At 68.7% G+C, this 24867-nt stretch carries 12 protein-coding genes and 1 pseudogene; 8 read left to right on the top strand and 5 right to left on the bottom strand.

The window, feature by feature from the left end; translation table 11 throughout:
* The first annotated feature begins 49 nt into the window (after nucleotides 1-49).
* The gene (locus tag ACFYYB_RS23185) at nucleotides 50-757 is read left to right on the top strand and encodes a DedA family protein (RefSeq protein ID WP_389437154.1); all 708 of its coding nucleotides are present in this window, start codon (nucleotides 50-52) and stop codon (nucleotides 755-757) included.
* A gap of 55 nt (nucleotides 758-812) precedes the next feature.
* Here ACFYYB_RS23185 and ACFYYB_RS23180 read toward each other — a convergent pair whose 3' ends face one another.
* The gene (locus ACFYYB_RS23180) at nucleotides 813-1358 is read right to left on the bottom strand and encodes a gamma carbonic anhydrase family protein (RefSeq protein ID WP_389437153.1); all 546 of its coding nucleotides are present in this window, start codon (nucleotides 1356-1358) and stop codon (nucleotides 813-815) included.
* Nucleotides 1359-1485: 127 nt separating this feature from the next.
* Between ACFYYB_RS23180 and ACFYYB_RS23175 the strand changes: the two genes are divergently transcribed.
* Nucleotides 1486-2262 carry an acyltransferase gene (locus ACFYYB_RS23175; protein WP_389437152.1) on the top strand — a complete coding sequence of 259 codons (777 nt, stop codon included), beginning with the start codon at nucleotides 1486-1488 and terminating at the stop codon, nucleotides 2260-2262.
* A 34-nt stretch (nucleotides 2263-2296) separates the two neighbouring features.
* On the opposite strand, the gene ACFYYB_RS23170 is transcribed toward ACFYYB_RS23175, so the two are convergent.
* On the bottom strand, nucleotides 2297-3166 hold the full coding sequence (locus tag ACFYYB_RS23170) for an EamA family transporter (RefSeq protein WP_389437151.1): 870 nt from the start codon (nucleotides 3164-3166) through the stop codon (nucleotides 2297-2299).
* 115 nt (nucleotides 3167-3281) lie between these two features.
* Here ACFYYB_RS23170 and ACFYYB_RS23165 point away from each other — a divergent pair, with 115 nt between their 5' ends.
* Nucleotides 3282-3863 (top strand): helix-turn-helix domain-containing protein, encoded by a 582-nt coding sequence (locus tag ACFYYB_RS23165; protein WP_389437150.1) that lies wholly within the window; start codon nucleotides 3282-3284, stop codon nucleotides 3861-3863.
* A gap of 78 nt (nucleotides 3864-3941) precedes the next feature.
* Here ACFYYB_RS23165 and ACFYYB_RS23160 read toward each other — a convergent pair whose 3' ends face one another.
* On the bottom strand, nucleotides 3942-4346 hold the full coding sequence (locus ACFYYB_RS23160; RefSeq protein WP_389437244.1) for a CoA-binding protein: 405 nt from the start codon (nucleotides 4344-4346) through the stop codon (nucleotides 3942-3944).
* Between the two features lie 141 nt (nucleotides 4347-4487).
* Here ACFYYB_RS23160 and ACFYYB_RS23155 point away from each other — a divergent pair, with 141 nt between their 5' ends.
* The 3 genes from ACFYYB_RS23155 (at nucleotide 4488) to ACFYYB_RS23145 (ending at nucleotide 16348) form a co-directional block, all read left to right on the top strand.
* Nucleotides 4488-5114 (top strand): YigZ family protein, encoded by a 627-nt coding sequence (locus ACFYYB_RS23155; RefSeq protein WP_389437149.1) that lies wholly within the window; start codon nucleotides 4488-4490, stop codon nucleotides 5112-5114.
* Between the two features lie 954 nt (nucleotides 5115-6068).
* Complete coding sequence (locus ACFYYB_RS23150; protein WP_389437148.1) at nucleotides 6069-9560, top strand: LamG-like jellyroll fold domain-containing protein; 3492 nt, start codon at nucleotides 6069-6071, stop codon at nucleotides 9558-9560.
* A gap of 92 nt (nucleotides 9561-9652) precedes the next feature.
* On the top strand, nucleotides 9653-16348 hold the full coding sequence (locus tag ACFYYB_RS23145; protein ID WP_389437147.1) for an RHS repeat-associated core domain-containing protein: 6696 nt from the start codon (nucleotides 9653-9655) through the stop codon (nucleotides 16346-16348).
* An 812-nt stretch (nucleotides 16349-17160) separates the two neighbouring features.
* Here the strand turns inward: ACFYYB_RS23145 and ACFYYB_RS23140 are convergent.
* A pseudogene (locus ACFYYB_RS23140) lies at nucleotides 17161-18387 on the bottom strand (IS256 family transposase).
* A gap of 443 nt (nucleotides 18388-18830) precedes the next feature.
* Here ACFYYB_RS23140 and ACFYYB_RS23135 point away from each other — a divergent pair.
* Nucleotides 18831-20003: an exonuclease SbcCD subunit D gene (locus ACFYYB_RS23135; RefSeq protein WP_389437146.1), complete on the top strand. Its 1173-nt coding sequence runs from the start codon at nucleotides 18831-18833 to the stop codon at nucleotides 20001-20003.
* Nucleotides 20000-23011, top strand: a complete 3012-nt coding sequence (locus tag ACFYYB_RS23130) for an AAA family ATPase (protein ID WP_389437145.1) — start codon at nucleotides 20000-20002, stop codon at nucleotides 23009-23011. The genes ACFYYB_RS23135 and ACFYYB_RS23130 overlap by 4 nt, the downstream gene beginning before the upstream one ends.
* Before the next feature lie 90 nt (nucleotides 23012-23101).
* Here ACFYYB_RS23130 and ACFYYB_RS23125 read toward each other — a convergent pair whose 3' ends face one another.
* Nucleotides 23102-24820, bottom strand: coding sequence for a DUF885 domain-containing protein (locus tag ACFYYB_RS23125; RefSeq protein WP_389437144.1), 1719 nt, complete (start codon nucleotides 24818-24820; stop codon nucleotides 23102-23104).
* Nucleotides 24821-24867 lie beyond the last annotated feature (47 nt).

Genomic DNA, 24867 nt, shown 5'->3' with positions numbered 1-24867 from the left:
GGTCCGCCACAGGGGGCGGGCCGGCGGAGGATCTCGGGAGGACGTACCGGTGCACATCCAGGAATGGCTGGAGACGATTCCGGCGGTCAGCATCTACCTCCTGGTGGGGCTCGTCATCGGACTGGAAAGCCTCGGCATCCCGCTGCCGGGGGAGATCGTCCTGGTCAGCTCGGCGCTGCTGGCCTCGCAGCAGGGGCACATCGACCCCGTGGTGCTGGGCATCTGCGCGACGACCGGGGCGATTGTGGGCGACTCGATCGGCTACGCGATCGGGCGCAAGGGCGGGAAGCCGATGCTGGAGCGGCTGGGCCGGCGCTTCCCCAAGCACTTCGGGCCGGACCAGGTGGCCATGGCCGAGCGGTCCTTCGAGAAGTGGGGCATGTGGGCCGTCTTCTTCGGGCGGTTCGTGGCGCTGCTGCGGATCTTCGCGGGGCCGCTGGCGGGCGTCCTGCACATGCCCTACTGGCGGTTCCTCATCGCGAACGTCCTCGGCGGGATCCTGTGGGCGGGCGGGACGACGGCCGTCATCTACTCGATCGGGATCGTCGCCGAGCCGTGGCTGAAGGGGTTCTCGTGGGTGGCCCTCGCCCTGGCCCTCGTCTGCGGGCTCGCCATGACCCTGGTGGTGCGCGGACGGATGAAGAAGGCGGCAGCGGCGGGGCGGGCCGAGGCCGGCGCGGACGGGGCCGGGGACGCGACCGCGCCTGCTCCGGTGCCGGAGCAGGCCACCGCCGCCCCGACCGTACGCACCGACTGAGGGGCACGCTCCCGGCCCGGCCCCCGGGTGGGGAGCGAAGGCCGGGCAGCGCCCGTTACGCGCCCGCGGCCACCGAGGCGCCGTGCTGCTTGGCCAGTTCGGTGTACATGAGCGCGTTGACCTTGATGCCCTCGCGCTCCTCCGCGGTCAGCTCGCGCCGCACCTTCGCCGGTACGCCCGCGACCAGCGAACCCGGCGGGACGATCATGCCCTGCGGGACCAGCGCCTGGGCGGCCACCAGCGACCCGGCCCCGATCACCGCGCCGTTGAGCACCGTCGCGCCCATCCCGATCAGGCAGTCGTCCTCGACCGTGCAGCCGTGCACGACGGCATTGTGACCGATGGAGACGCGCTCGCCGATGGAGACCGGGAAACCGGGGTCCACGTGCACGGTGCAGTTGTCCTGCACGTTGCTGTCGGCGCCGAGGGTGATGGGACCGCAGTCCGCGCGGAGCACCGCCGAGTACCAGATGCTCGCGCCCGCGCCGAGGGTCACGTCCCCGACCACGACGGAGGTGGGAGCGGTGAACGCCGTCGGGTCGATCTCGGGGCTCTTCCCGCCGACACCCATCACGAGTGCCTGGGCCGCCTGCTGCGTCATGTGATCTCTTCCTCTTCCGGTACGTCGCGTCGCGCTACCGGAAACCGTAGGCCACGCCCTCCGGGCCCCCGGGGATGGGGTGAAGATCACGGCGCGGCCCGGGCTCATGGCGCGCTACGGTGACCCGGTGGCGAAGAACCAGAACACGTTCTCTTCTCTCTCTTCTCTGACGGCGCTCTCCTCCCTCGCGGGCCTGCGCCGCCGGCTCGCCGGGCGCGCCGTCCACGCGGGCTGGCGCTGGATGCAGCGGGCCGGCGCGGTCACCGCCCAGACCCCCGGAGGGCTGCGCTTCGGCGCGATCGGGCACGGCACCCGGCTCGCGTTCCCGCAGGGCACGGTCTTCGGCGAGCCCTGGATCAGGCTCGGGGACCACTGCATCATCGGGGAACAGGTCACGCTCACCGCCGGGATGATGCCGGACCTCGACCTCGGCGCGGAGCCGATGCTGGTCCTGGGCAACGGCGTGGTCATCGGCCGGGACAGCCACGTCATCGCCGACACCCGGATCACGATCGGCAACGACACCTTCTGCGGTCCCGGGGTGTACATCACCTCCACCAACCACAGCTACGACGACCCGCACGAGCCCGTCGGCAAGCAGTGGCCGCGCAGCGCCCCGGTGGAGATAGGCCCGGGCTGCTGGCTGGGGACCGGCGCGGTGATCCTGCCCGGCGCGCGGCTGGGCCGCAACGTCGTGGTGGCGGCGGGGGCCGTCGTACGGGGCGAGGTCCCGGACCACGCCGTGGTGGCGGGGGCCCCCGCGCGGATCGTCCGCCGCTGGGAACCCGAGACGGGCTGGCAGCCGCCGCTGCGCACCCCGGCCCCGGTCCCGATCCCCGACGGCGTGACCCCGGAGCAACTGCGCGCCCTGGGCGCCTTGGCGGACGTGTCGGAACCGGAGTGAAGTCCCTGCCCGCCGCCCTGGCGGGAGAGACGGTCTAGCCCGCCGCGAGGAGGACCGTGCCTGCCAGGGCCAGGCCCGCGCCGGCTGCCTGGACGGTGCGCAGGCGTTCCTTGAGGACGGCGAAGGCGGCCAAGGCGGTGATCACCGGGTAGAGGGAGGACAGTACGGCTGCGGTGGTGACCGGGCCGTGCTGGGCGGCGATCGAGTAGGTGCCGTTCGCCGCGACGTCGGCCAGTCCGACGAAGGCGAGCGCCGGCAGCAGGCTCCACAGGAGCCGCCGGCCGCCCGTACCCGCGGGGAGGGCCGGGACGCCGCGCCGGGTCCGCACCCACAGGGCCGTGCCGCCGACGGCGACGTTGGTGACGCGCTGGACGAACAGCGCGAGGAACAGACCGGGCACGGTGGAGGAGGCGGGGGCGATCAGGGCCATCACCGCGCCGAAGCCGAAGGCCGCGACGAGGGTGAGCACGACGGCCTGCCGCTGGACGGGAGCGCCGCGCAGTTCGGGTCCGCCGGCCAGGACGATGCCCACCACGGCCACCGCGATCCCCGCGAGCTGGGCGGCTCCGGGCCGCTCGCCCAGCAGCAGCCCGGCGCCCATCGGCACCACCACGCCGAGGGATCCGAGCGGGGAGACCACGCCCATCGGGCCGAGGGCCAGCGCCTTGTAGAAGCTGAGCATCGCGACCGGGCCCACCAGTCCCGCCCCCACCGCGAACCAGAGCTGCGGTCCCGCCTCCCGCCAGGCACCGGTGCCCAGGACCACCGCGCCGAGGACGAGGACGGCGAGGATCTGGGAGGCCACGACCACCGTGAGGGCCGGTATCCGCCGGGTCAGCAGCCCACCGCCGAAGTCGGCGAGGCCCCACAGGACGGCGGTGGCCAGGGCGAACAGGGCGGTCATGGCGGGCCTCGCAGTACAGTGCGTTGAACGGTGGAGTACACCGTGGAGTACAGCGCACGATAGTTCAGTTTAGTGAACTCTGTCATCCAAAATATTGTACGGAGTGGAGGGAACGGTGTCGGACCTCGAACAGCTCACCCAGGCACTGGGCCGCAACCTCAAGCGCTGGCGCGGGGAGCGCGGGTTCACCCTGGAGGCGCTCGCCGCCCGCGCGGGGGTGAGCCGCGGCATGATCATCCAGATCGAGCAGGCCCGTACGAACCCCAGTGTCGGCACGACGGTCAAACTGGCCGACGCGCTCGGCGTCAGCATCACCACCCTGCTCGACCACGACCGCGGTCCGCGGGTGCAGGTGGTCCTGCCGGGGCAGGGGGTGCGGATGTGGTCCACCGAGGGCGGCAGCGGCGCGAGCATGCTGCTGGGCGACGACCGGCGCGGGCCGGTGGAGATGTGGACGTACCGGCTGGAGCCCGGCGAGGGCACCGCCTCGGACCCGCACCCGCCGGGCACCTTCGAGATGCTGCACGTCACCGCGGGGGAGCTGACGCTGCTGGTCGCCGACGAGACCTACGCGGTACCGGCCGGCGGTGCCGTCTCCTTCGAGGCGGACGCCCCGCACGCCTACCGCAACGAGGGGTCCGGTCCGATGGAGATGACGATGGCGGTCTCCATCCCTCCGGTGACCGCCCACGCGTAGCCGGAGGGCCGGCCGAGACCCGGAGCGCGGTCGGCGCGGGCGTGGCCTCGGCCGGGGTCCCGTTGGAGCCCCCGGGCTTCAGAGGGCGGGGATCTCGATCGCCGGGCAGCGGTCCATGATCATGTCCAGGCCGGCCGCGCGGGTACGGGCGAAGGCGGCCTCGTCGATCACGTCCAGCTGGAACCAGACGGCCTCCGCCCCCTTCGCGACGGCCTCGTCGGCGACCGCGCCCGCCAGCGAGCTGTTCACGAAGACGTCCACCACGTCCACCTCGAACGGGATCGCCTCCAGCGAGGGATAGCCCTGCTCCCCGTGGACCGTCTCGGCCTTGGGGTGCACGGGGATCACGCGCTTGCCGTACCGCTGGAGGACCTCGGCCACGCGGTACGCGGCCCGGTTCCGGTTGTTGGACAGGCCCACCACGGCCCAGGTGTCGCCGAGCTCGGTGAGGACCTTGCGGATGGTTGCCGGATCGCCGTACACGTGTGCCGCCTCTTGGTGCTGGTGCTGGTGCTGGTGCTGGTGCTGGTGCTGGTGCTGGTGCTGGTGCTGTGTCTGGCCGCTGGTCGCCGCCCACCCGATCAACGGAAAAGACGCATGTCCGATTCCCCGTAGGGTGGACGGGTGAAGGCAGACCAGTACGTGACGGTGGCCCGTGAGGGTGTGCACGAGTCCGAGATCAACCGCTCCCGGTTCCTGTGCGCGCTCGCGCCCGCGGCGACCGAGCGGGAGGCGCAGGAGTTCGTCGCCCGGATCCGCAAGGAGCACCCCACCGCCTCGCACAACTGCTACGCCTACGTCATCGGCGCCGACGCCTCCGTGCAGAAGGCCAGCGACGACGGCGAACCCGGCGGCACCGCCGGGGTGCCCATGCTGCAGATGCTCACGCGCCGGGACATCCGCTACGCCGTCGCCGTCGTCACCCGCTACTACGGCGGCGTGAAGCTCGGTGCCGGCGGGCTCATCCGCGCCTACGGCGGGGTGGTCGGGGAGGCGCTCGACGAGCTCGGGACCGTCACCCGGCACCGGTACCGGCTGGTCACCGTCACCGTCGACCACCAGCGGGCCGGCAAGACCGAGAACGACCTGCGCTCCACCGGCAGGACCGTGATCGACGTGCGCTACGGGGCCGCCGTGGAGATCGAGATCGCCCTGCCCGAGGCCGACCTGCCCGCCTTCGAGGCCTGGCTCGCCGACAGCACCGCGGGCAGCGCCACCCTGACCGCGGGCGGCGAAACGTACGCCCCCTGAACGGCCGGGGTGGTCGGGTGGTGGCGGAGGTGCGAGCGGGGATCAACTCGCTGCCAGCGAGGCTTACATGAGTCGCGCGGTAGAGAGGAATCGCCGGATCTGATAGCGCCCGAGTTCACCTCGACGGTGCACCCCTCAATCCGTATGGCCCGTTGGTCCCGCCCCTCTTGATGGCTGAGCATGGCGTCGCCGAGCGCCGTGTGGCCCGCGAGGCGTCTTCCAGGGCCTGCGCTCACAACTCGGCGTCCCATGGGCGCCGGCATGGATCGTGGTCCCGGTCCCCAGGGACCCGCGTGTGGGTAAGCGGGCACTGCGGCGACCCCGGAGGGATTTAAACCGGTCGGCTGGATTCACGCGTCGAGGGGGCGGGCTCCATCGCGCCGCGGAAATGTGCTGAGGTCGGAAATTTCGAAGCGGGCTGTGAATCCAATTGCCCCTATGTCATGCTCATGGCATTCATTCCATAATCGGGCGAATCGGAACCCCGCCTTTGCCTGACGGGGTTTCGGCGAGGTCGGGGTTCGGTCGGTCGACCGAAACTTTCGCTCGAAAAAGAGAGGAGAGATTCACCGGTGTGTCCATATTCGGCACAATTCTTTTGGTGGTGATGGAGTGTCAGTTGTGGGTGTAAATTCGGCCAAACGTGATCAACGGCCCTGTCAAGTATGTGTTGATCGATTCTCATCAAATGTTTAGCCTCTGGTGTGCGGTGCGCTGTGCGTATCGCCGCCATGGGGGCCGGGGAGGCCCTCATCCTTCTTCTGGGGTGGGTAAGTGTCAGTAAGAGAACAGAGACGGCTTCGCCGTGCTCTGAGTGTTGCGATTGGTGTGGCTCTGCTTGTCGGAGTTTCACCCGCATATGGCCTTGAGGCAAAGGCAGTTGCTGCGGAAGCTCCGCTTCCGGAGGGGCAGCAAGCGCTGAAGAAGGCTGCGAAGAGCGGCCAGCGTGTCGAGGTGGTGGGTGAGCGTTCGGAGTTCACCACGACCTTCGCGAATCCGGACGGGAAGTCGTTCCGTCTGGTCCAGTCGGTCGTGCCGGTGCGCGTGAAGGGCGCCGGTGGTGCCTGGGTGGAGCCCGACGCGACGTTGGTGACCCGCCCGGACGGAACGGTGGGGCCGAAGGCCGCCCTCGTGGGTCTGAGCTTCTCGGGTGGCGGTAGCAAGTCGGACCTGGTGAAGATCGAGCGGGGCGGTCGCACCCTCGGCCTGGGCTGGGGCAAGGCCCTGCCGAAGCCGAAGCTCGAGGGGGCCAGTGCCACCTATGCGGAGGTTCTGCCGGGCGTCGACCTTCGTATGACGGCCACGGTGGAGGGTTTCCGCGAGGTCCTCGTCGTGAAGACGCCGCAGGCCGCGGCGAGTCCGGCGCTGAAGGAAGTCAAGTTCGCGCTGAACTCCAAGGGTCTGGACGTCTCCGGTTCCAAGGAGAACGGGCTGACGGCCCGCAACAGCGACGGCCAGGCGGTCTTCGAGGCGCCGCCGGCCCGGATGTGGGACTCGGCCGGCCCTGAGACGGCGCCTGCTCCCGCAGCGGCGAAGTCGCCCTCGGTCCTGCTGAACAGCCGCGCCGCGGCGCCGGCGGAAACGACCGGCCCCGTGGCCGGGGCGGGCACGGACCAGAAGTCGCCGTTCGATGGTCCCGGTCTCGGTGACCAGACGGCGACCATGCCCCTGGCGGTGGACGCCAAGAGCCTGACCGTGGTCCCCGACGCCAAGCTGATGGCGCAGAAGGATCCTGCGGCCTTCCCGCTGTACATCGACCCGTCGGTGAACGCGGACGAGAGCGTCGAGCGCCTCCTGCTGCGCAATGACGGGTATGAGGACTACGCCTGGGAGAACGGCGAGGACAAGCTCGGCAAGGGTGTCGGCGAGTGCGGTTCGTGGGGCGGCTACTACTGCGGTCCTGGATACGTACAGCGGCTCTACTTCCAGTTCACGCCGGACAACCTGCGCGGCAAGAGGGTCCTGGACGCGACGTTCACGGTCACCGAGCCGTGGTCCTTCCAGTGCGACCCGCGCAACGTGTGGCTCGTGCGTACGGCGGGCAGGTTCACCAAGTCGACGACTTGGGGGAGCAAGCCGGCCTACGCGGACCTGATGGGCGACCGTCTGGTCTCCGCGGGACGGGGATCATCGTGTGACCCGAACTCCCCGGCCGCGCCGATCGAGTTCAACGACAACCCCGATGAAATCGATGAGAACCTGACGTCCACGGTGGCCGCCTGGGCGACCGGCAGTGCTCCGCTGACGCTGGAACTGCGGGCCGAGAACGAGGGCGACACGAGCGCCTGGAAGCGCTTCCGCAACGATGCCGCGCTTTCGGTGGACTACATCAGCGACCCGGCCGTTCCGACCGCTCAGAGCATCGACGACACCCCGTGCGAGAAGTCGATCGGTGACGCGACGACCATCGCGGACTCCACGCCCGAGCTGCGGGCCACGACGGAGGTCCAGCGGGGCGGTGAGGCCGAGGCGCGGCTGCGTGTGGCCTTCCTGATCGAGCGGCAGGACGGGTCGAACTGGGTCAAGGTCAACAGCGGCCCGTTCATCGACAGTCCCAGCAACAGCTATTACGGGGCCAACGCCTCGGTGCGTGCTGAGCCGGAGCTGTTGCCGACCCTGCAGGACGGCAAGACATACCGCATGCTGACGTGGACCAGGTCCTTCGCCGCCTCGGCGGCGACCGCGGGAAGTCCCCCGGTGACCTGCTACTTCAAGCTGGACTCCTCCGCTCCGAAGAAGCCGCGGATCTCGACCGGCGGTCTCTACGACGAGTGCACCTCGAGCACCTGCACGGCGGGCGGCAAGCCGGGCCTGTCGGGCAAGTTCACCTTCCGTTCGGCCGTGGGTGAGGACTCCAAGGTCGTCAAGTACAAGTACAAGCTGGACGACGAGAGCGAGTGGACCTACGTGACGGCCGCGGCCGCCGCGTCCCTCGACATCACCCCGCACCACGCGGGGCTGAACACGCTGTACGTCAAGGGCCTGGACGACGTCAACGGCGGACGTCTCGGCGAGCAGGCGACGTTCCGGTTCGCGGTCAACGAGGATCCCGATCCCGTCGCGCACTGGAACTTCTACGACATGTCCGGTGACGACGCCAAGGACACCGCGAACAAGGACGTCCGGCCCGACCCGGCCGATCTGCGCAACGGCGCGACCCGTCCCACGGACGGCCGGCGTGGCTGGCTCTCCGGTATCGAGCAGGAGGACACGGCTCTCAAGCTCGACGGTGTCGATGACTACGCGGCGACCTCCGGTCCCGTGATCAACACCCAGGAGTCCTTCACCATCGCGGCCTGGGTGCGTCCCGACCGTGTCGACAAGACGTTCTCCCTGGCGGGTGTCGCCGGCGACTACATGAGCGCCGTCAACATCACCCACCGTGCGAACGGAACCTGGTCGGCCGCGCTGCCCACCACGGACGACACCAACTCCAACGGCATCAAGTACGTCGTGAACGCCAAGGCGAAGACCGTTCCCAAGGTGTGGACGCACGTGGCAGTCGTGTACGACAGGCTTGCCAAGCGGCTGCGCCTCTACGTCAACGGCGATTTCCAGGAGGGCATCGACCTGCCCTCGGACTTCAAGCCGATCGCCGCGACGGGGCCTTTGACCATCGGGCGCAACAAGTACCGCGGTGACTGGACCAACGACTTCCCCGGCCTCATCGACGAGATGACCGTGTGGCAGTCCGACCTGAGCGCGGAGTCGCTGCGGGCGGACGTGCAGATGCACGACAAGACCACCGGCCGCAACATGGTCGAGCTCTCGGCCCGCTGGAACCCCGACACCGTCGCCGCGGGCGCCCTGACGGACACCTCCGGCTACGGCCGCGACCTGACCATCTCCTCGGGAGCGACCATCGCCGGCGGAAAGCTGGTCCTCAACGGGACCACCGGCGACGGCTACGCGGCAGGACCGATCGTCGACGAGATGGGGTCGTTCACCGCGACCGCCGAAGTCGAGCTCGACTCGGCGAAGCTCGCGACCAAGCCCAACGGGTACATCGCGCAGGTCCTGGGCCAGCGCAATGCCGGCGGGGCCGCGTGGGGCGTGTGGTTCAAGAAGGTCGCCACCGAAACCAGCCACCACCCCGACACCGGTGAGCTGGTGACCTCCGTCATCGGCAACTGGTACTTCGGACGCCTCAACTCCGATGGCACCGGCACCTGGTCGGTGAGCCCGGCCCGCGCCGAGCTCGACACCTCCGTCCAGGTCACCGTCGTCCACAACGCCCAGGACAACCGTCTGAAGCTGTACGTCGACGGCAACTACGTCTCCGACCGTGACGACTTCTACGCCACCGAGTCGGGCAGCACGACCTTCGCGGTCGGCAAGGGACTCGTCAACGACGCCTGGGGCAACTACCTGCCCGGGACGATCAACGACGTCCGCGTATGGACCGGAGCCATGATCGACGCCGAACAGGTCAAGGACTTCACCTAGACCGAACACCGCTGCCTGCCTCCTAGCGGCAGCCGGCGCCTGTACCGAGTGGCCGGGGTCGCCTCGCGCGACCCCGGCCACTCGGCTTCCTCTTGGCGTGCCCATGGCACGCCGTACGTACCTACCTCTCACCTGCGGCTCGTCCGCTTCAGGAGTTTCCTGTGTCAAAAAAGAGAAGTCTGTTGGCGAGAACACCGATCATCGGAGTCCTCGCCCTGGCCTTGTCCGTCACCGGCACGATCGCCGCGCCCCTCGCCAGTGCCGCAGACGCGCCCGGCCGCCCGTCGAGCCCGAAGCACCGGCCTGCCAAGGTCACCTCGGCGCCGGTCGAGGCGGTGGCCTCAGCCGATCTGATTGCCAAGCTGAAGGCCGAGGACAAGGCCCAGGCCGACCGCGCGAAGGCCAACCCGAAGAACACCTGGCCGAAACCCGCCACCCTCAAGAAGGACCTGAGCACCGCCCCGGCCGCTGACTCCCTGGTGACCCTCGGCGCTCCGGCCCAAACGGCCCGCGCGGGCGCCACCGCCTCCGGGCAGGCCACGGTGCAGGTGCTGGACCAGCAGGCGGCCCGCAAGGCGGGCATCACCGGTGTGCTGTTCACGGCCACCGCCGCCACACCCGGCAACGCACGGGTCGAGGTGAACTACGACTCCTTCGCGTCAGCCATCGGCGGCTCCTGGTCCACCCGCCTGGGCCTGGTGACCCTGCCCGCCTGCGCGCTGACCACCCCGGAGAAGCCGGAGTGCCGCACGACGACGCCCGTCGCCTCCACCAATGACCTCAAGAGCCACGAGCTGTCCGCCACGGTGACCGTGGCCGGCGCCGAGCCGACTGCCACGGGCAGTGTTCTGCTCCGCTCTCAGGTCAGCTCCCCGAGCACGCCTTTGCTGAGTGCCGCCTCGGCCGAACCCACCGTCCTCGCGGTGATGGCCACCAGCACCGCATCGCCATCAGGCGCAGGCGATTACAAGGCCACACCGCTCGCCAGCTCTTCTACTTGGGAGGCCGGCGGGGCCTCAGGATCATTCAGCTGGTCCTACCCGGTCACGCTTCCACCCGCGGCAGCTGGGACTGTGCCTTCACTCTCCCTGTCGTATGACTCGGGGGCTATCGACGGCCGCACGGGGAACACCAACAACCAGGGCTCCCCGGTCGGTGAGGGCTTCGATCTGACCTCTTCCTACATTGAGCGCAAGTACGGCTCGTGCGACGAAGACGGCCAGACCGACAAAGACGACCTGTGCTGGAAGTACGACAACGCTTCCCTCGTCCTGAACGGTCAGGCCAACGAACTGGTCAAGGACCCCTCGGATTCGACGGGCAACACGTGGCGGCTGAAGAACGACGATGCCACGAAGGTGATCCGCGGGCACGGTGCCGGCAGCACCGATGACGGTGACACCAGCACCGATCCGAACGACACCGACGGTGAATTCTGGAAGGTGACCACCGGCAACGGCACCACCTACACCTTCGGCCTGAACAAGCTCCCCGGAGCGCCCGCGGATACCGAGACCAAGTCGGTCTGGACGGTTCCTGTCTTCGGCGACGACGAGGGTGAGCCCGGCTACAAGAAGAGCGGTAGCTTCTCGGGGCGTGCGGTTCGGCAGGCCTGGCGCTGGAACCTGGACCTGGTCCAGGACCTGCGGGGCAACGCCTCCACGTACTGGTACACCAAGGAAGGCAACAACTACGCGAAGAACGGCGACAAGACGGCACTTGCCGAATACACGCGTGGTGGCTACCTCAAGGAGATCAAGTACGGGCAGCGGGCCGACGCGCTCTTCACCGGCATCGCCTCCGGCCGCGTGGCATTCACCTACGACGAGCGCTGCGAGTCCGACTGCTCCTCGCTCACCGAGGACACTGCCGACAACTGGCCCGACGTCCCCTTCGACACCATCTGCGCCAGCACGGAGACGGATTGCAAGGCCACGGGGCCGGCGTTCTTCACCCGCAAGCGCCTGACCAACATCACCACCCAGGTGTGGTCAACCTCCGCCACGCCGGACGCCTTCACCGACGTCGACAGCTACGCCCTCGTCTCCGGATACACGGCGCCGGTCAATCTCAACGATCCGAGCGAGCGGAGCCTGGTCCTCAAGTCGATCACCCGTACGGGCAAGAACGGCGCCGATCTCAAGCTGGACCCGGTCGATTTCGTCTATGACAACCGGCCCAACCGGGTCGATGTGCCGGGCGACAACATCCTGCCGATCAACCGCCCCCGGATCCGCACCATCACCTCGGAGACCGGAGCCACGACCACGGTCACCCTCTCCGACCCGCAGTGTGTCACCGGCACCAAGATGCCCACGTCCGTCGACGACAACGGCGACGCCGCACGGCCCTGCTACCCGGTGAAGTGGAAGGTCAACGGCGGCGACACTCGCCTGGACTGGTTCCACAAGTACCGCGTCACCAACATCACCACCAAGGACGCCGTCACCGCAGCCACCGTGTCCACCTCGTACGAGTACGAAAAGCCCGGCTGGCACTACAACGACGACCCCATGACCAAGGAGAAAGACCGCACCTGGTCGAACTGGCGCGGCTACGGCCGGGTCACCACCTACACCGGCGCCGGCTCCAACCGTTCCAAGACCACCAACGTCTACATGCAGGGCATGTACGGCGACAAGACGTCCGACTCGAACGTCACCCGCACCAACAAGGTGCCCGTCATCGACATCGACGGTGCCGGCCCGATCGCGACGGCGGACTCCACCGACTACGACCAGCTGGCCGGCTTCCTGCGCCAGTCGGTCACGTACAACGGGTCGACCATCATCGGGTCTTCCCTGAACTACCCGGTGTACACGAACACGGCCACGCAGAACGTCTACAAGATGACGGACGCGGGTCAGGTCGCTAAGGACGGCGACGGCAAGCCGGTCGTCGACAAGGCCATCGTCGCCTCGCGGGTTCGTAATTCGCGGGCCTACGAGTACACCTACCTCACCGCTTCCGACACCTTCCGTCGGACCCAGACCGACTACGTGTACGACGACTTCGGCATGGTCACCCGGGTCAACGCCCTGGGCGACCACGCCAAGAGCGGGGATGAGACCTGCACGAACACCTGGTACGCCCGCAACGCGGCGTTGGGCCTGACCAACCTGGTCTCCCGCACCCGGACCGTGGCCCAGTCGTGCACCGATGCCGAGGGCAACGACCTCACCGATGACAAGCTGAACCTGCCCAGCTCGCTCACCACCCGCGGCGATGTCATCTCCGACACCGCGACCGTCTACGACGACGCCACGGTGACCGGTTGGAAGGACGGGCGTGCCCCGACCAAGGGCCTGCCGACCTGGACCGGCCGCGCCAAGGCCTACCCGGCCGCCAGCGGCACGAACCCTCGTACCCCGACGGAGGCGGACGGCTGGCAGAAGCAGTCCAGTGCCACCTACGACGTCCTCGGCCGGCCCCTGAGCGCCACCAACGCGGCAGGCAACACCACCACCACCGCCTACACCCCAGCGACCATCGGCCCCCTCACAGCCACCGTGAGTGCTACGCCCACGCTGGAATCCAACGGGCAGACCCATCGCACCTATGCCTACTTCGATCCAGCCCGTGGTGCGGTGATCAAGGCCGAGGACGCCAACGCGAAGATCACCACCAGCGCCTACGACGCGCTCGGCCGCGTCATCGGCACCTGGCTCAACAACCGTAGCCAGGCCGGCGGTGAAACCCCGAACATCAAGTACGGATACTCCTTCAAGCGCGGATCTTCACCCTGGACCTCGGTCACCCAGCTCACGCACGACAACACCACCTACCGGACCCCGGTCTACTCCGTCTCTGACTCCCTGCTGCGCCCGCTGCAGACCCAGGCCCTCTCGCCCAACGGCGGACGGATCCTCACCGACACCCGCTACGACTCCCGCGGCCTCGCCTACGACACGTACGCCGACGCCTGGGATGACAAGAACACACCCAACGGCACCTACGACGCCGTCACCTCGGGCGGGCCTTTCCCCCAAACCAAAACCAGCTTCGACGCCGCGGGCCGGCCCACGACCTCTGAGCTGTGGGTCAACGGCGCCAAGAAGTGGTCCACCTCCACCAACTACACCGGCGACTCCGTAGCCACCTCCGCACCTGACGGAGGCACAGCCACCCGGACCATCACCGATACGCTGGGACGGACAACCGAAACACGCACCTACAGTGGCGAGCAGCCCGACGACGCCGCGTACGGCGCCACCCTCGGTACCGCGTACACCAGTGTGAAGCACGCGCTCACCCGGGACGGCAAGCCCGCCACAGTGACAGGGCCGGACGGCAGTAGCTGGTCGTACACCTACGACATCTACGGCCGTCAGCGCACCGCCACCGACCCGGACAACGGCACCACCACCACGCACTACACGTCCCTGGACCAAATCTCCAGCACGGACGACGCCCGCGGGACCACGCTCCTCTACTCCTACGACGAGCTCGGCCGTAAGACTGACAAGTGGCGGACCGCCCGGACTGATGCCAACAAGCTGGCCGCCTGGACCTACGACACCCTCCTCCGTGGTGCGCCGACTTCCTCGATCCGCTACGAAGGTGGCACGAGCGGCAAGGCTTACACCAAGAAGGTCGCCGAGTACGACTACCTCAGCCGCCCCAGCAAGACCGAGCTGATACTGCCGGCCGATGACCCGCTGGTGACCTCGGGTGCCGTCAACGCGACCACCTCATACGGCACGAACCTGTGGGAAGACGGCACCGCCTCCACCACCTCCGAGCCCGCGGCCGGCGGCCTTCCCTCGGAAACGGTCACCACCAATTACAACAACTACTTGCTGCCGGACGGCCTCTCCGGCACCACCGGATACGTCCAGAGCGTCGGCTACTCGCCTCTCGGCCGGCTCGAGACGATGAAGCTCTCGCGTTCGGGAGCGCTCGGTGTCAAGGACGTCGACATCGCCAACACCTTCGAGGAAGGCACCGGGCGCCTCAAGGCAACCACCGTCTACGAACCCACCCACGGCCTCGTCCAAGACGCCACTTACACCCATGACGATGCCGGCAACGTCAAGTCGATCTTCGACAAGGCGACCGTCAGTGGCGCCAGCGCGGCCGACTACCAGTGCTTCACCTACGACGGCCAGCGCCGTGTAACCGAATCCTGGACCCCCAAGACCGCCAACTGCTCCACCGCGGGCCGTACCACGGACAACCTCGGCGGAGCCGCCTCCTACTGGAAGTCCTACACCTATAACGCTGGCGGCCAGCGGGCCTCGGAAACGACGCACAACAGTTCCAGCACCACCGACCGCACCTACTGCTACGACACCACCCGCAAGCACGCCCTCGTCTCCAGCACCACCGGAACCGACTGCACGGGCGTCGCGGACCAGTACACCTACGACACCACGGGCAACACCACAAAGCGTCTGCGCTCCCCCTCGAGCACGGACAGTCAAACCTTGACCTGGAACGGCGAGAACAAGCTCAGCAAACTCGTCGAGGGAACCGACACCACCACCTACCTCTACGACGCTGACGGCGAACTTCTCATCCGCCGCAACACCGGTGGCGAAACCGTCCTCTACGCCGGTGCCACCGAGGTCCACCTCGAAGGCGCCAAGAAGTGGGCCAACCGCTACTACACGCTCGGCGGCCAGCGCGTCGCGGTCCGCAGCAACGAGACGGGCACCTCCAAGGTCTCCTTCCTCTCTGGCGACAATCACGGCACCTCATCGGTCGCCATCGACAGCGGTGACGACCAGTCGGTGAGCAAGCGCTTCATCACCCCGTTCGGAGCCCCACGCGGAGACGCCACCGGTGCCTGGCCCGATGACAAGCGCTTCCTCGGCAAGTCCGCCGACACCAACACCGCACTCACCCACATTGGCGCCCGCGAATACGACCCCTACACCGGCCAATTCCTCAGCGTCGACCCCCTTCTCACCCTCGACCAACACCAATCCCTCAACGGTTACAGCTACGCCAACAACTCACCCATCACCTCCAGCGACCCAACAGGTCTCTGCGTCCCCAAGGAGGACATGACCGGGCGTATTACTGGCTGCGAGCCGGGTACAAGCCCGGGCCAAAGCACGCCGGTCGTACCCACCGGAAACACCGGAAACACCGGTACCGGCGGAACCGGTGAAACCGGAGGAACCAACGGTACGGGTGGCGACGGCAACGGACTAGACGACTCGAAGCCCTCGTGCGCCATGGCCCCCGTAACGCCCGGGTTTTGTTCAGCCCTCCCGACGTATCATGGAGAAATAGTATATCCGGATAACTATCCGAAGGGTGAAGATTTCCTTGCGGCCGTAAATTCTCTAACCCCATACGATATTTCCGATATGTGGCTAAGTGGCGCCGGTGAGCACTGGCCATTGCTGATATTCGGACCCGATTCCGAGATGGTGAAACAGCTGGCCGCAACCAGCCATAACAAGAAGCTCGAGAAGCTCATAGCGGACACTGCGAGAAATGGGTCCTATAGGGAAGTAGGAAAGGGCTCTCCCTGGCATGAGGCGCACAGGCCCGGCAGTTGGAAAGATGCGCTGGGCTTGGTTTCGAGGTTCGGAAATGGCGATTTCGAAACAGTAGTGGGGTCCTGGAGCGAGTCGTATCAAGTGCTGAAGGTGAACAAGCGCGACCGTACGGTGACGGTGAACTTTAAAGCTAAAAACAGAACGAACTGGGAATCCTTTTGCCATGACGGCGGATGTCCTGGAGGGAACAATAGTCGAGGGTTCGGGGCTTCCGTGGAACAAAGGTACTACTGGACGAAGGTCATATCGCTAAGTCAGTGGAGTGACACTCGGTAGACCCTGGACTCCCCGTAGTGTGTGTGAATTTCTTGAGAAAGGAGGCTCTGTGGAATCACTGGGATCCTTGCTCCAGTTTTTGATTTTTGGAGCAATTGCTTGTGCTGTAATCCTGGCACTTCTTGTTGCCCGCAGCGTTACTAGATGGCGAAAAGGTGCTATCGAAAGAATGAGGAATTCGGATGATCTGTGAAAGATCCGGCCGCTTCGCTTAAGTGAAGAGTAGTGAAAGGTGGATCCCGAACCCCGCCCTCACTTCGTTTGTATCTCCGCTTTTGCCGAGATCTGATCATTCGAGCCCAAGAGCTTGTTGAAGTATCCGCTGTCGGGAGCGCGATGCTGGACCGTGAGACAGTGGTAAAAAATTAGAGGCCCCACCGATCTTGATCATGGTGGGGCCTCTAATGCGTGTTGAGTTCTCGCTTTGCTGGTGGGTTGATTCTGGCCACCGTAGGATCGGGAGACCCGGGGTGCTGGGTGTGGCTTGGCGTATCCAGCCCATCGGTGGCTTTAAAGGATTGGCCGCCCGACATCCCGCGGCGACTCGACCGTTCATGGGATGCGCGTGGCGAGACCGCTTAGTGAGGAGGGTCGTCGTGGTCGATTCGACGAGATCTCCGAAGCTGACCGTTTATGTAGCGTAGATCTTCGGCTATCCTGATCTGTTGTCGCCATTCTGGTTCTCCTCACGCCTTTCGGGGCGTGAGGAGAACCAGTTGTGCGCAGATCTTGCTGCCCCGAACGACGGGGGAGGGGGTGACCGTCGCTGCCCGGCTCACGATGGCGTCCCTTGTCGTGGTGTAGCCGATGAATCAGTGGGCTCGTTGGTGGTGTGGGGGTAGCGCGGGGGCGCTTTCGGGGAGCTCGGGGTAGAGCTTGGTCATGCTTCCCTCCGGCAGGTAGCGGCGGGGGAAGGCGATCCATTCGTCGTGGAGTTCGAAGAGCACGGCGGTGACCAGGTGCTCGAGGGTTTCGGGGTTGGGGAAGACCTGCAGGTCGTCGGTGCGGCGTTTGATCTCCCGGTTCAAGCGTTCCAGGGGGTTGGCGGACTGGATCTTCTTCCAGTGCTGGGGTGGGAAGACGGCGAAGCAGGTCCCTTTTGGCTGCCAGGAGCATCTCTTTCACCTTGGGGAACTGCTCGCCGAGCATGTCGGTGACGGTGTCGAGCTGGGTGCGGACCAGGTCGGCGGAGGGCTGGGCGAAGACGGTCCGGATCGTCGCGGCGACCATCTCACCGGCACCTTTGGGTATGTGCGCGAAGCAGTTGCGCAGGAAATGAACGCGGCACCGCTGATACGCGGAGCCCAGCATCACCTTGCGGATCGCGGCGACCAGTCCGCTGTGGTGGTCCGCGATGACCAGGCGGACGCCACCCAGGCCGCGAGCGCGCAGGGAACGCAGGAAGTCGCTCCAGAACGCTTCGGTCTCGCTGTCGCCCACGGCGGTCCCCAGGACTTCGCGGCCACCGTCTTCTGTGATGCCGGTGGCGATGACGACGGCCTGGGAGAGACGATCTGATGGTTCACCCGGACCTTGCAGTACGTCGCGTCCAGGTAGAGGTAGGGGAACCTGGTGTGATCCAGGTGGCGGGTGCGGAACGCGGTCAGCGGCTCGTCGAGCTCACCGCAGATCCGGGAGACCTCGCTCTTCGATATGCCGCTGTCCCCGCCCAGGGCCTTGACCAGGTCATCGACCGAGCGGGTGGAGACCCCGTGAACGTAGGCCTCCATGATCACGGCATTCAGCGCCTGATCTATACGCCGCCGGCGTTCCAACAGGCTCGGGAAGAAACTGCCGGTGCGGAGCTTTGGAATCTCCAGGTGACCGGCCGGCGTGGTCAAGATCTTGTCTCGGTGCCCGTTGCGGAACGCAGTTCGGGAGCCGGTGTGCTCGTTCCAGCCGGCACCATTGTGCGCGCTCACCTCGGCCTCGATCAGTTCCTGCAGCATCCGCTCGGCGATGCTGCGGACAAGCTCGATTCCGTCCGATGAACGTAGTGACTCCAGCAGCCGTATCAGGTCAGACTGGGACAGGGCCATCACGTACTCCTCCTGGTTGAACTGCCTGTTCACCAAGAAGAGTTACGGGATGGTCCGTCTCGCGTCAGGGAGCGGCAGACACCACCAGAAGTACGCCCCGCACACCCGCCCGCGCACGCCCGCAACCTGATCGGCTACACCACGACAGGGGACGTGACCCGGCTCACCCGTGACATGCATGACTGACCAAGCTGTCCAGGGTTCCTTCACTTGATCAAGGCGGCCCGCCGGCATGGCACGCACGCTCCGGTCTCTTGGGTCACCGCCCGCTTGTGTTTCCGCCCCGCCTGCCGGTCCTGCTGGGCCGAGCGCAAGCGGTGAGGGGAGGATGGCGGACTAGGGGTTGGGATGCGTTAGCGTGGCAGGGGGTTGTTTTCGGCTCTGGTCGGTTCGTGTTCGGTTAGAAGGGCCGTAGGGGTAAACGTGCAGGTCGGGGTTGTTCTGTGAAGTTCCTGCATACCTCCGACTGGCATCTTGGGCGGAGCTTTCACCGGGTGAACCTGCTCGGGGCCCAGGGTGTTTTTATCGATCACCTTGTCGAGACCGTGCGGGAGCATGAGGTCGACGCCGTGCTGGTTGCCGGTGATGTGTACGACCGGGCCGTGCCGCCCCTGCCTGCTGTCGAGCTGTACGACCGGGCCCTGCACCGGCTTGCCGATCTTGGTGTGCCGACCGTGATGATCTCCGGGAACCATGACTCCGCCCGGCGGCTTGGTGTCGGGGCCGGGCTGATCGGGCGGGCCGGGATCCATCTGCGGACCGATCCCGCCGGGTGTGCCGACCCCGTGGTGCTGGCCGATGCGCATGGTGATGTGGCGTTCTATGGGCTGCCTTATCTGGAGCCTGCGCTGGTCAAGGATGAGTTCGGGGCCGGGAAGGTGAGCCACGAGGCCGTGCTCGGCGCGGCCATGGATCGGATCCGGGCCGATCTCGCCGGGCGGGTGCCCGGGACGCGGTCTGTTGTGCTGGCGCATGCCTTTGTTACCGGCGGGCAGGCCAGCGACAGTGAGCGCGACATCACCGTCGGGGGCGTCGAGGCCGTGCCGGCCTCCGTTTTTGATGGGGTCGACTATGCCGCGCTGGGGCACCTCCACGGCTGCCAGACGATCAACGAGAGGGTCCGGTACTCCGGCTCTCCGCTCGCCTATTCGTTCTCCGAAGCCGATCAGCGCAAGAGCATGTGGCTCGTGGAGATGGGGGAGGGCGGGGAGATCGTGAGTGCCGAGCGGGTTGATGCGCCCGTGCCGCGCGGGCTGGCCCGGGTCCGGGGGACGCTGGAGGAGCTGCTCTCCGAGAGTGCGCACGCCCGGTACGAGGACTGCTGGCTGGAGGCCACCCTCACCGACGCCGTTCGGCCCGAGGACCCCATGGCGCGGCTCGCCGTGCGGTTCCCCCATGTGCTCAGTCTCGCCTTCGACCCCGAGGGGCGTGGCGAAGACGCCGGTGGGTCTTATGCCCAGCGGCTCAAGGGGCGCAGCGATCGGGAGATCGCCGAGGACTTCGTCGCGCATGTGCGCGGGGGCGGGGGCTTCTCCGACGAGGCCGAGCGGGACGTGCTCCAGGGCGCCTTCGACGAGGTGCGGGCCGAGGACAGCCGGCAGGAGACCCACCGATGAGGCTGCACCGGCTGCGCATCACCGCCTTCGGGCCCTTCGCCGAACCCCAGGAGATCGACTTCGACGCGCTCTCCGGCGCCGGGATCTTCCTGCTGCACGGGCCCACCGGCGCGGGCAAGACCTCCGTCCTGGATGCCGTGTGTTACGCCCTGTACGGGTCCGTGCCCGGTTCCCGGCAGGCCCCGGGGACGAGTCTGCGCAGCGACCACGCGGCCGCCGACACCCCGACCGAGATCACCCTCGAGCTCACCGCGGGCGGACGGCGGCTCGAGATCACCCGGCGGCCCGAGCAGGACCGGCCCAAGAAGCGCGGCACCGGGACGACGAAGGACAAGGCGCAGAGCTGGCTGCGCGAGTACGACGGGGAGGGCTGGAGCGCGCTGAGCCGGTCCCATCAGGAGATCGGTGAGGAGATCGAGCAGCTGCTCGGCATGAGTCGCGAGCAGTTCTGCCAGGTCGTGCTGTTGCCCCAGGGGGAGTTCGCGCGCTTCCTGCGGGCCGACGAGGCGGCGCGCGGCCGGCTGCTCGGCCGTCTCTTCGACACCCGCCGGTTCGCCGCCGTCGAAACCCTGCTCGGTGAGCGCCGCCGCGCCGCCGAGGCCAAGGTCCGCGCCGGAGACGAGCAGGTGCTGCACACCGCCCAGCGGCTCGCCCAGGCCGCCGGGGACGCCGCCGACCTGCGCGCCTGGCCGCTGCCCCGGCACCAGCCGGGCGACCCCGGGCTGGCCGGGGCGATCCGTGCCTGGTCCGCCGTCGCGCGCTGCTCCGCCCGGGAGCGGCTCACCGTCGCCGAGTACGCTTTCGCCGCCGTCGAGGGGCGTTACCACGCCGCCCGGCGGGCCGCCGAGGAGGCGCGGGAGCTCCACCGCTTGCAGCACCGGCACGCGGAGACCACCCGTCGGGCGGCCCTTCTCGCCGAGTCCGGTCCGGAGCGGGAGCGGGTGCGCGCCCTGCTCGACCGGGCCCGGCGCGGCGCCCTCGTCGCCCCCGCCCTGGAGCTGCGCGGAGCCGCCGCCGGCGCCCACATGGCCGCCGCGCACGCGGAGTCCGTGGCCCGGGCGGAGCTGCCGCCGCAGCTCGCCGAGGCGGGGACCGAGCAGCTGGCCGCGGTCGAGCAGCGGCTGCGCGAGGATCTGGGAGCCCTCGGAGCCGCCCGCCGCACCGAGCAGCGCAGCGCCGAGATCGGCCGCGAACGGGCCGACCTGGAACGGGAGTCCCGGGCCGCCGAGGAGCAGCAGCACGAGACCGCCGAGTGGCTCGGCCGCTGGGACGCCACCCGGACCGAGCTCGCCGGGCGCGCGGACGCCGCCCAGCAGGCCGCGACCCTGGCCGAGCAGCTCGCCGGCAAGCTGGAGCCCGCCCGGCTGCACCTGCACGCCGCCCGGCGGCGCGACGCCCTCGACGCCGACGCGGAGCAGGCCTCGGGCGAACTGCTCACCGCGCGCGAGGAGTCGGCCGTCGCCCGGGAGCGCTGGCTGGAGCTCAAGGAGACCCGGCTGCGCGGGATCGCCGCGGAGCTCGCCGCCGCCCTGGTGGCCGGGGAACCCTGCACCGTGTGCGGGGCCGCGGAACACCCCGCTCCCGCCCGGCCCGCCCCCGGTCACGTGGACCGGGCCGCGGAGGAGGCGGCGCACGCCCGCTTCGAGGGGGCCGAGGAGCGCAGGGCCGGCGTCGAGCGCAGGCTGGCCGCCGTACGGGAGGCCCGCGCCGAGGCCGCGGCCGCCGCGGGGGAGGCCACCACCGCCGAACTCCTGGAACTCACCTCCGGCTTGAGTTCCCGTCACGCCGAGGCGCACGCCGCCGCCGCCGGACTGCACACCGCCCGGGAGCGGCTGGCCCGCGCCGAGCGGGAGCATGCCGTGCGCAGCGCCGAGCGGAGCGAAGCCGAGGCACGGGCCGCCGCCAGGGCTTCGCGCCGCGAGGCGCTCGACCGGGAACAGGCCTCGCTGGAAGCGGAGCTGGCCCTCGTGCGGGCGGATGCCCCCAGCGTCGCGGCCCGCGCCGGAGTCCTGGAGGACCGGGTCCGCATGGTCACGGCGGCGGCGGCCTCGCTGCGCCGGGCCGAGACCACCGCCGCCCGGCTGAAGGAGGCCGACGGCCAGCTCGCCGACGCCTCCTTCAAGGCCGGCTTCGACACCACCGAGGAGGCGGCCGACGCCGTGCTCCCGGAGTACGAGCGCAGCGCGCTCCAACGCCGCACCGACGCCTGGCAGGCGGAGGAGGCCATGCTGGCCGACCGCCTCGGCGAGGCCGACACCGCCGCGGCGGCGGCCCTGCCCCCGGCCGCGCCGGAGGAGGCCGAGGCGTACGCGGCGCTGGCCGCCGCGAAGCTTCGTACGGCAGGGTCCGCCGTGGACGCGGCCCGGGTCCGCTGCAAGGACCTCGACGGGCTCTCCCTCCAGGCCGAGCGGGAGCTGCGCTCCCTGGGACCGCTGCGCGAAGCCTACGAACGGGTGGCCCGGCTGGCCGGGCTCACCGCGGGCACCTCCGCGGACAACGAGCGCAAGATGCGGCTGGAGGCCTACGTGCTCGCGGCCCGGCTGGAGCAGGTCGCCGCCGCGGCGACCGTACGGCTGCTGCGCATGTCCGGCGGCCGCTACACCCTGCTGCACTCCGACGCCAGGGCGAGCGGACGCGGGCGTTCCGGGCTCGGGCTGCACGTGGTCGACGCCTGGACCGGCAGCGAGCGGGACACCGCCACGCTCTCCGGCGGCGAGACCTTCTTCGCCTCGCTCGCCCTCGCGCTGGGCCTGGCCGACGTGGTCACCGACGAGGCGGGCGGCATGCGGCTCGACACCCTCTTCATCGACGAAGGCTTCGGCAGCCTCGACGACCAGGCGCTGGACGAGGTGCTCGACGTCCTGGACTCGCTGCGCGAACGCGACCGCAGCGTCGGCATCGTGAGCCACGTCGCCGACCTGCGGACGCGGGTGCAGGCCCAGTTGGAGATCGTCAAGCAGCGCGGAGGTTCGGTCGTGCGGCACCGCACGGCGGTCGGACCGGGCTGACCTACCTGGTCAGTGGCGTCGCTCGTACGCCCGGCCGGGCCGGCTCCCTCGCGGAGCCGGCCCGGCCGGGCGTCGGAGGCATCCCGGCGGTCAGAGCTTCGAGAGCTCGTCCACCAGGTCGTCCAGGCCCAGCGAGCCCTGGGACAGGGCCGCCATGTGCCAGGCCTTCAGGTCGAAGGAATCACCGTGCGCGGCACGCGCGTTGTCACGGCCCTGCAGCCAGGCGCGCTCGCCCAGCTTGTAGCCGATGGCCTGCCCCGGCATCGACAGGTAGCGGGTCAGCTCGCTCTCGACGAAGTCGCCCGGCCGGCCGCTGTGCAGGCCGAAGAACTCCTGCGCCAGGTCGACCGTCCAGGTCTCGCCCGGGTGGAACGGCGAGTGCGCCGGGATCTCCAGACCCAGGTGCATGCCGATGTCCACGATGACGCGCGCGGCGCGCATCATCTGGGCGTCCAGGTAACCGAGGCGCTGCTCGGCGTCCTTGAGGTAGCCCAGCTCGTCCATCAGCCGCTCCGCGTACAGCGCCCAGCCCTCGCAGTTGGCGCTGACGAGACCGATGCCGGCCTGGTAGCGGGAGAGCTGGTCCGCCACGTGCACCCACTGCGCCAGCTGGAGGTGGTGGCCCGGAACACCCTCGTGGTACCAGGTGGACACCAGGTCGTAGACGGGGAAGCGGGTCTCGCCCATCGTCGGCAGCCAGGTGCGCCCCGGACGGGAGAAGTCCTCCGAGGGGCTCGTGTAGTACGGGGCCGCGGCGCCGCCCGGAGGGGCGATCCGCGACTCCACGCGCTTGACCCGGTCGGCGAGTTCGAAGTGGGTGCCGTCGAGGTTCTCGATGGCCTCGTCCATCAGGCCCTGCAGCCAGGCCTGGACCTCGTCCACGCCCTCGATGTGGGTGCCGTGCTCGTCCAGGTGCTTGAGGGCCTCCCACGGACCGGCGCCCGGCAGGATCTTGGCGGCTTCGGTCTTCATCTCCGCCAGCAGCCGGTGGTACTCCGACCAGCCGTAGGCGTACGCCTCGTCCAGGTCCAGGTCGGCGCCGTTGAAGTAGCGCGACCAGAGCGCGTAGCGCTCGCGGCCCACCGGGTCGGGCTTCCCCTCGACCGCGGGGGCGTACACGTCCCGCACCCAGTCGCGCAGTTCCACGACGGCGGCGGTCGCGGCGGCGGCGGCCTCGTCGAGCTCGGCGCGCAGCGCCTGGGGGCCGGCGGCGGCGAACTCCGCGAAGTAGCCGCCCTTGCCCTCGCTCTCGGAGCCCTCGCCCTCGCCCGCCCACCCGGTGAGCTGCTCGATGAAGGTGGCGGTGGGGCGCGGGCTGCCGAACAGGCCGCGGTCCAGACCGAGCGCGAGGGACTCGCGGTAGCCCGCGTACGCGGCCGGTACGGCGCGCAGCCGTTCGGCGATCGCGGCCCAGTCCTCGTCGGTCTCGGCCGGGGTCAGGGAGAAGATCTCGCGGACCGAGTGCGCGGGGGAGTGGATGTTGCTGACCGCGCGCAGGGCCTCGTCGGCGTCGAGGACGGCGAGTTCGGCGTTGAGGCGCTCGCGCAGCAGTCGGGCGCAGCGGCGCTCGGCCTCGCTGTCGGCGCCCGGCAGCAGCTCCGCGGCGTCGAGCTTGGCGAGGGTGGTGCGGCAGAGCTCGGCGGTCGCCGCCTGGCCGGCCGGGGAGAGGTCCGGGAGCTTGCCGGAGCTCGCGGCGACACCGAGGTAGGTGCCCGTGATCGGGTCGAGGGCGATGAGGTCGTCGACGTAGGCATCGGCGATCTGGCGGGGCAGCCGCGCGGTGCTGTCACTGGTGATGGTGTCTGACATGTGGACATCTTCGTATGCGCGAAGGGTCCGCGTCATCACCAAAGAGC

The organism is Streptomyces sp. NPDC002886, from assembly GCF_042888445.1.
GTDB lineage: Bacteria > Actinomycetota > Actinomycetes > Streptomycetales > Streptomycetaceae > Streptomyces.
This window is presented reverse-complemented; position numbering and strand designations above follow the sequence as displayed.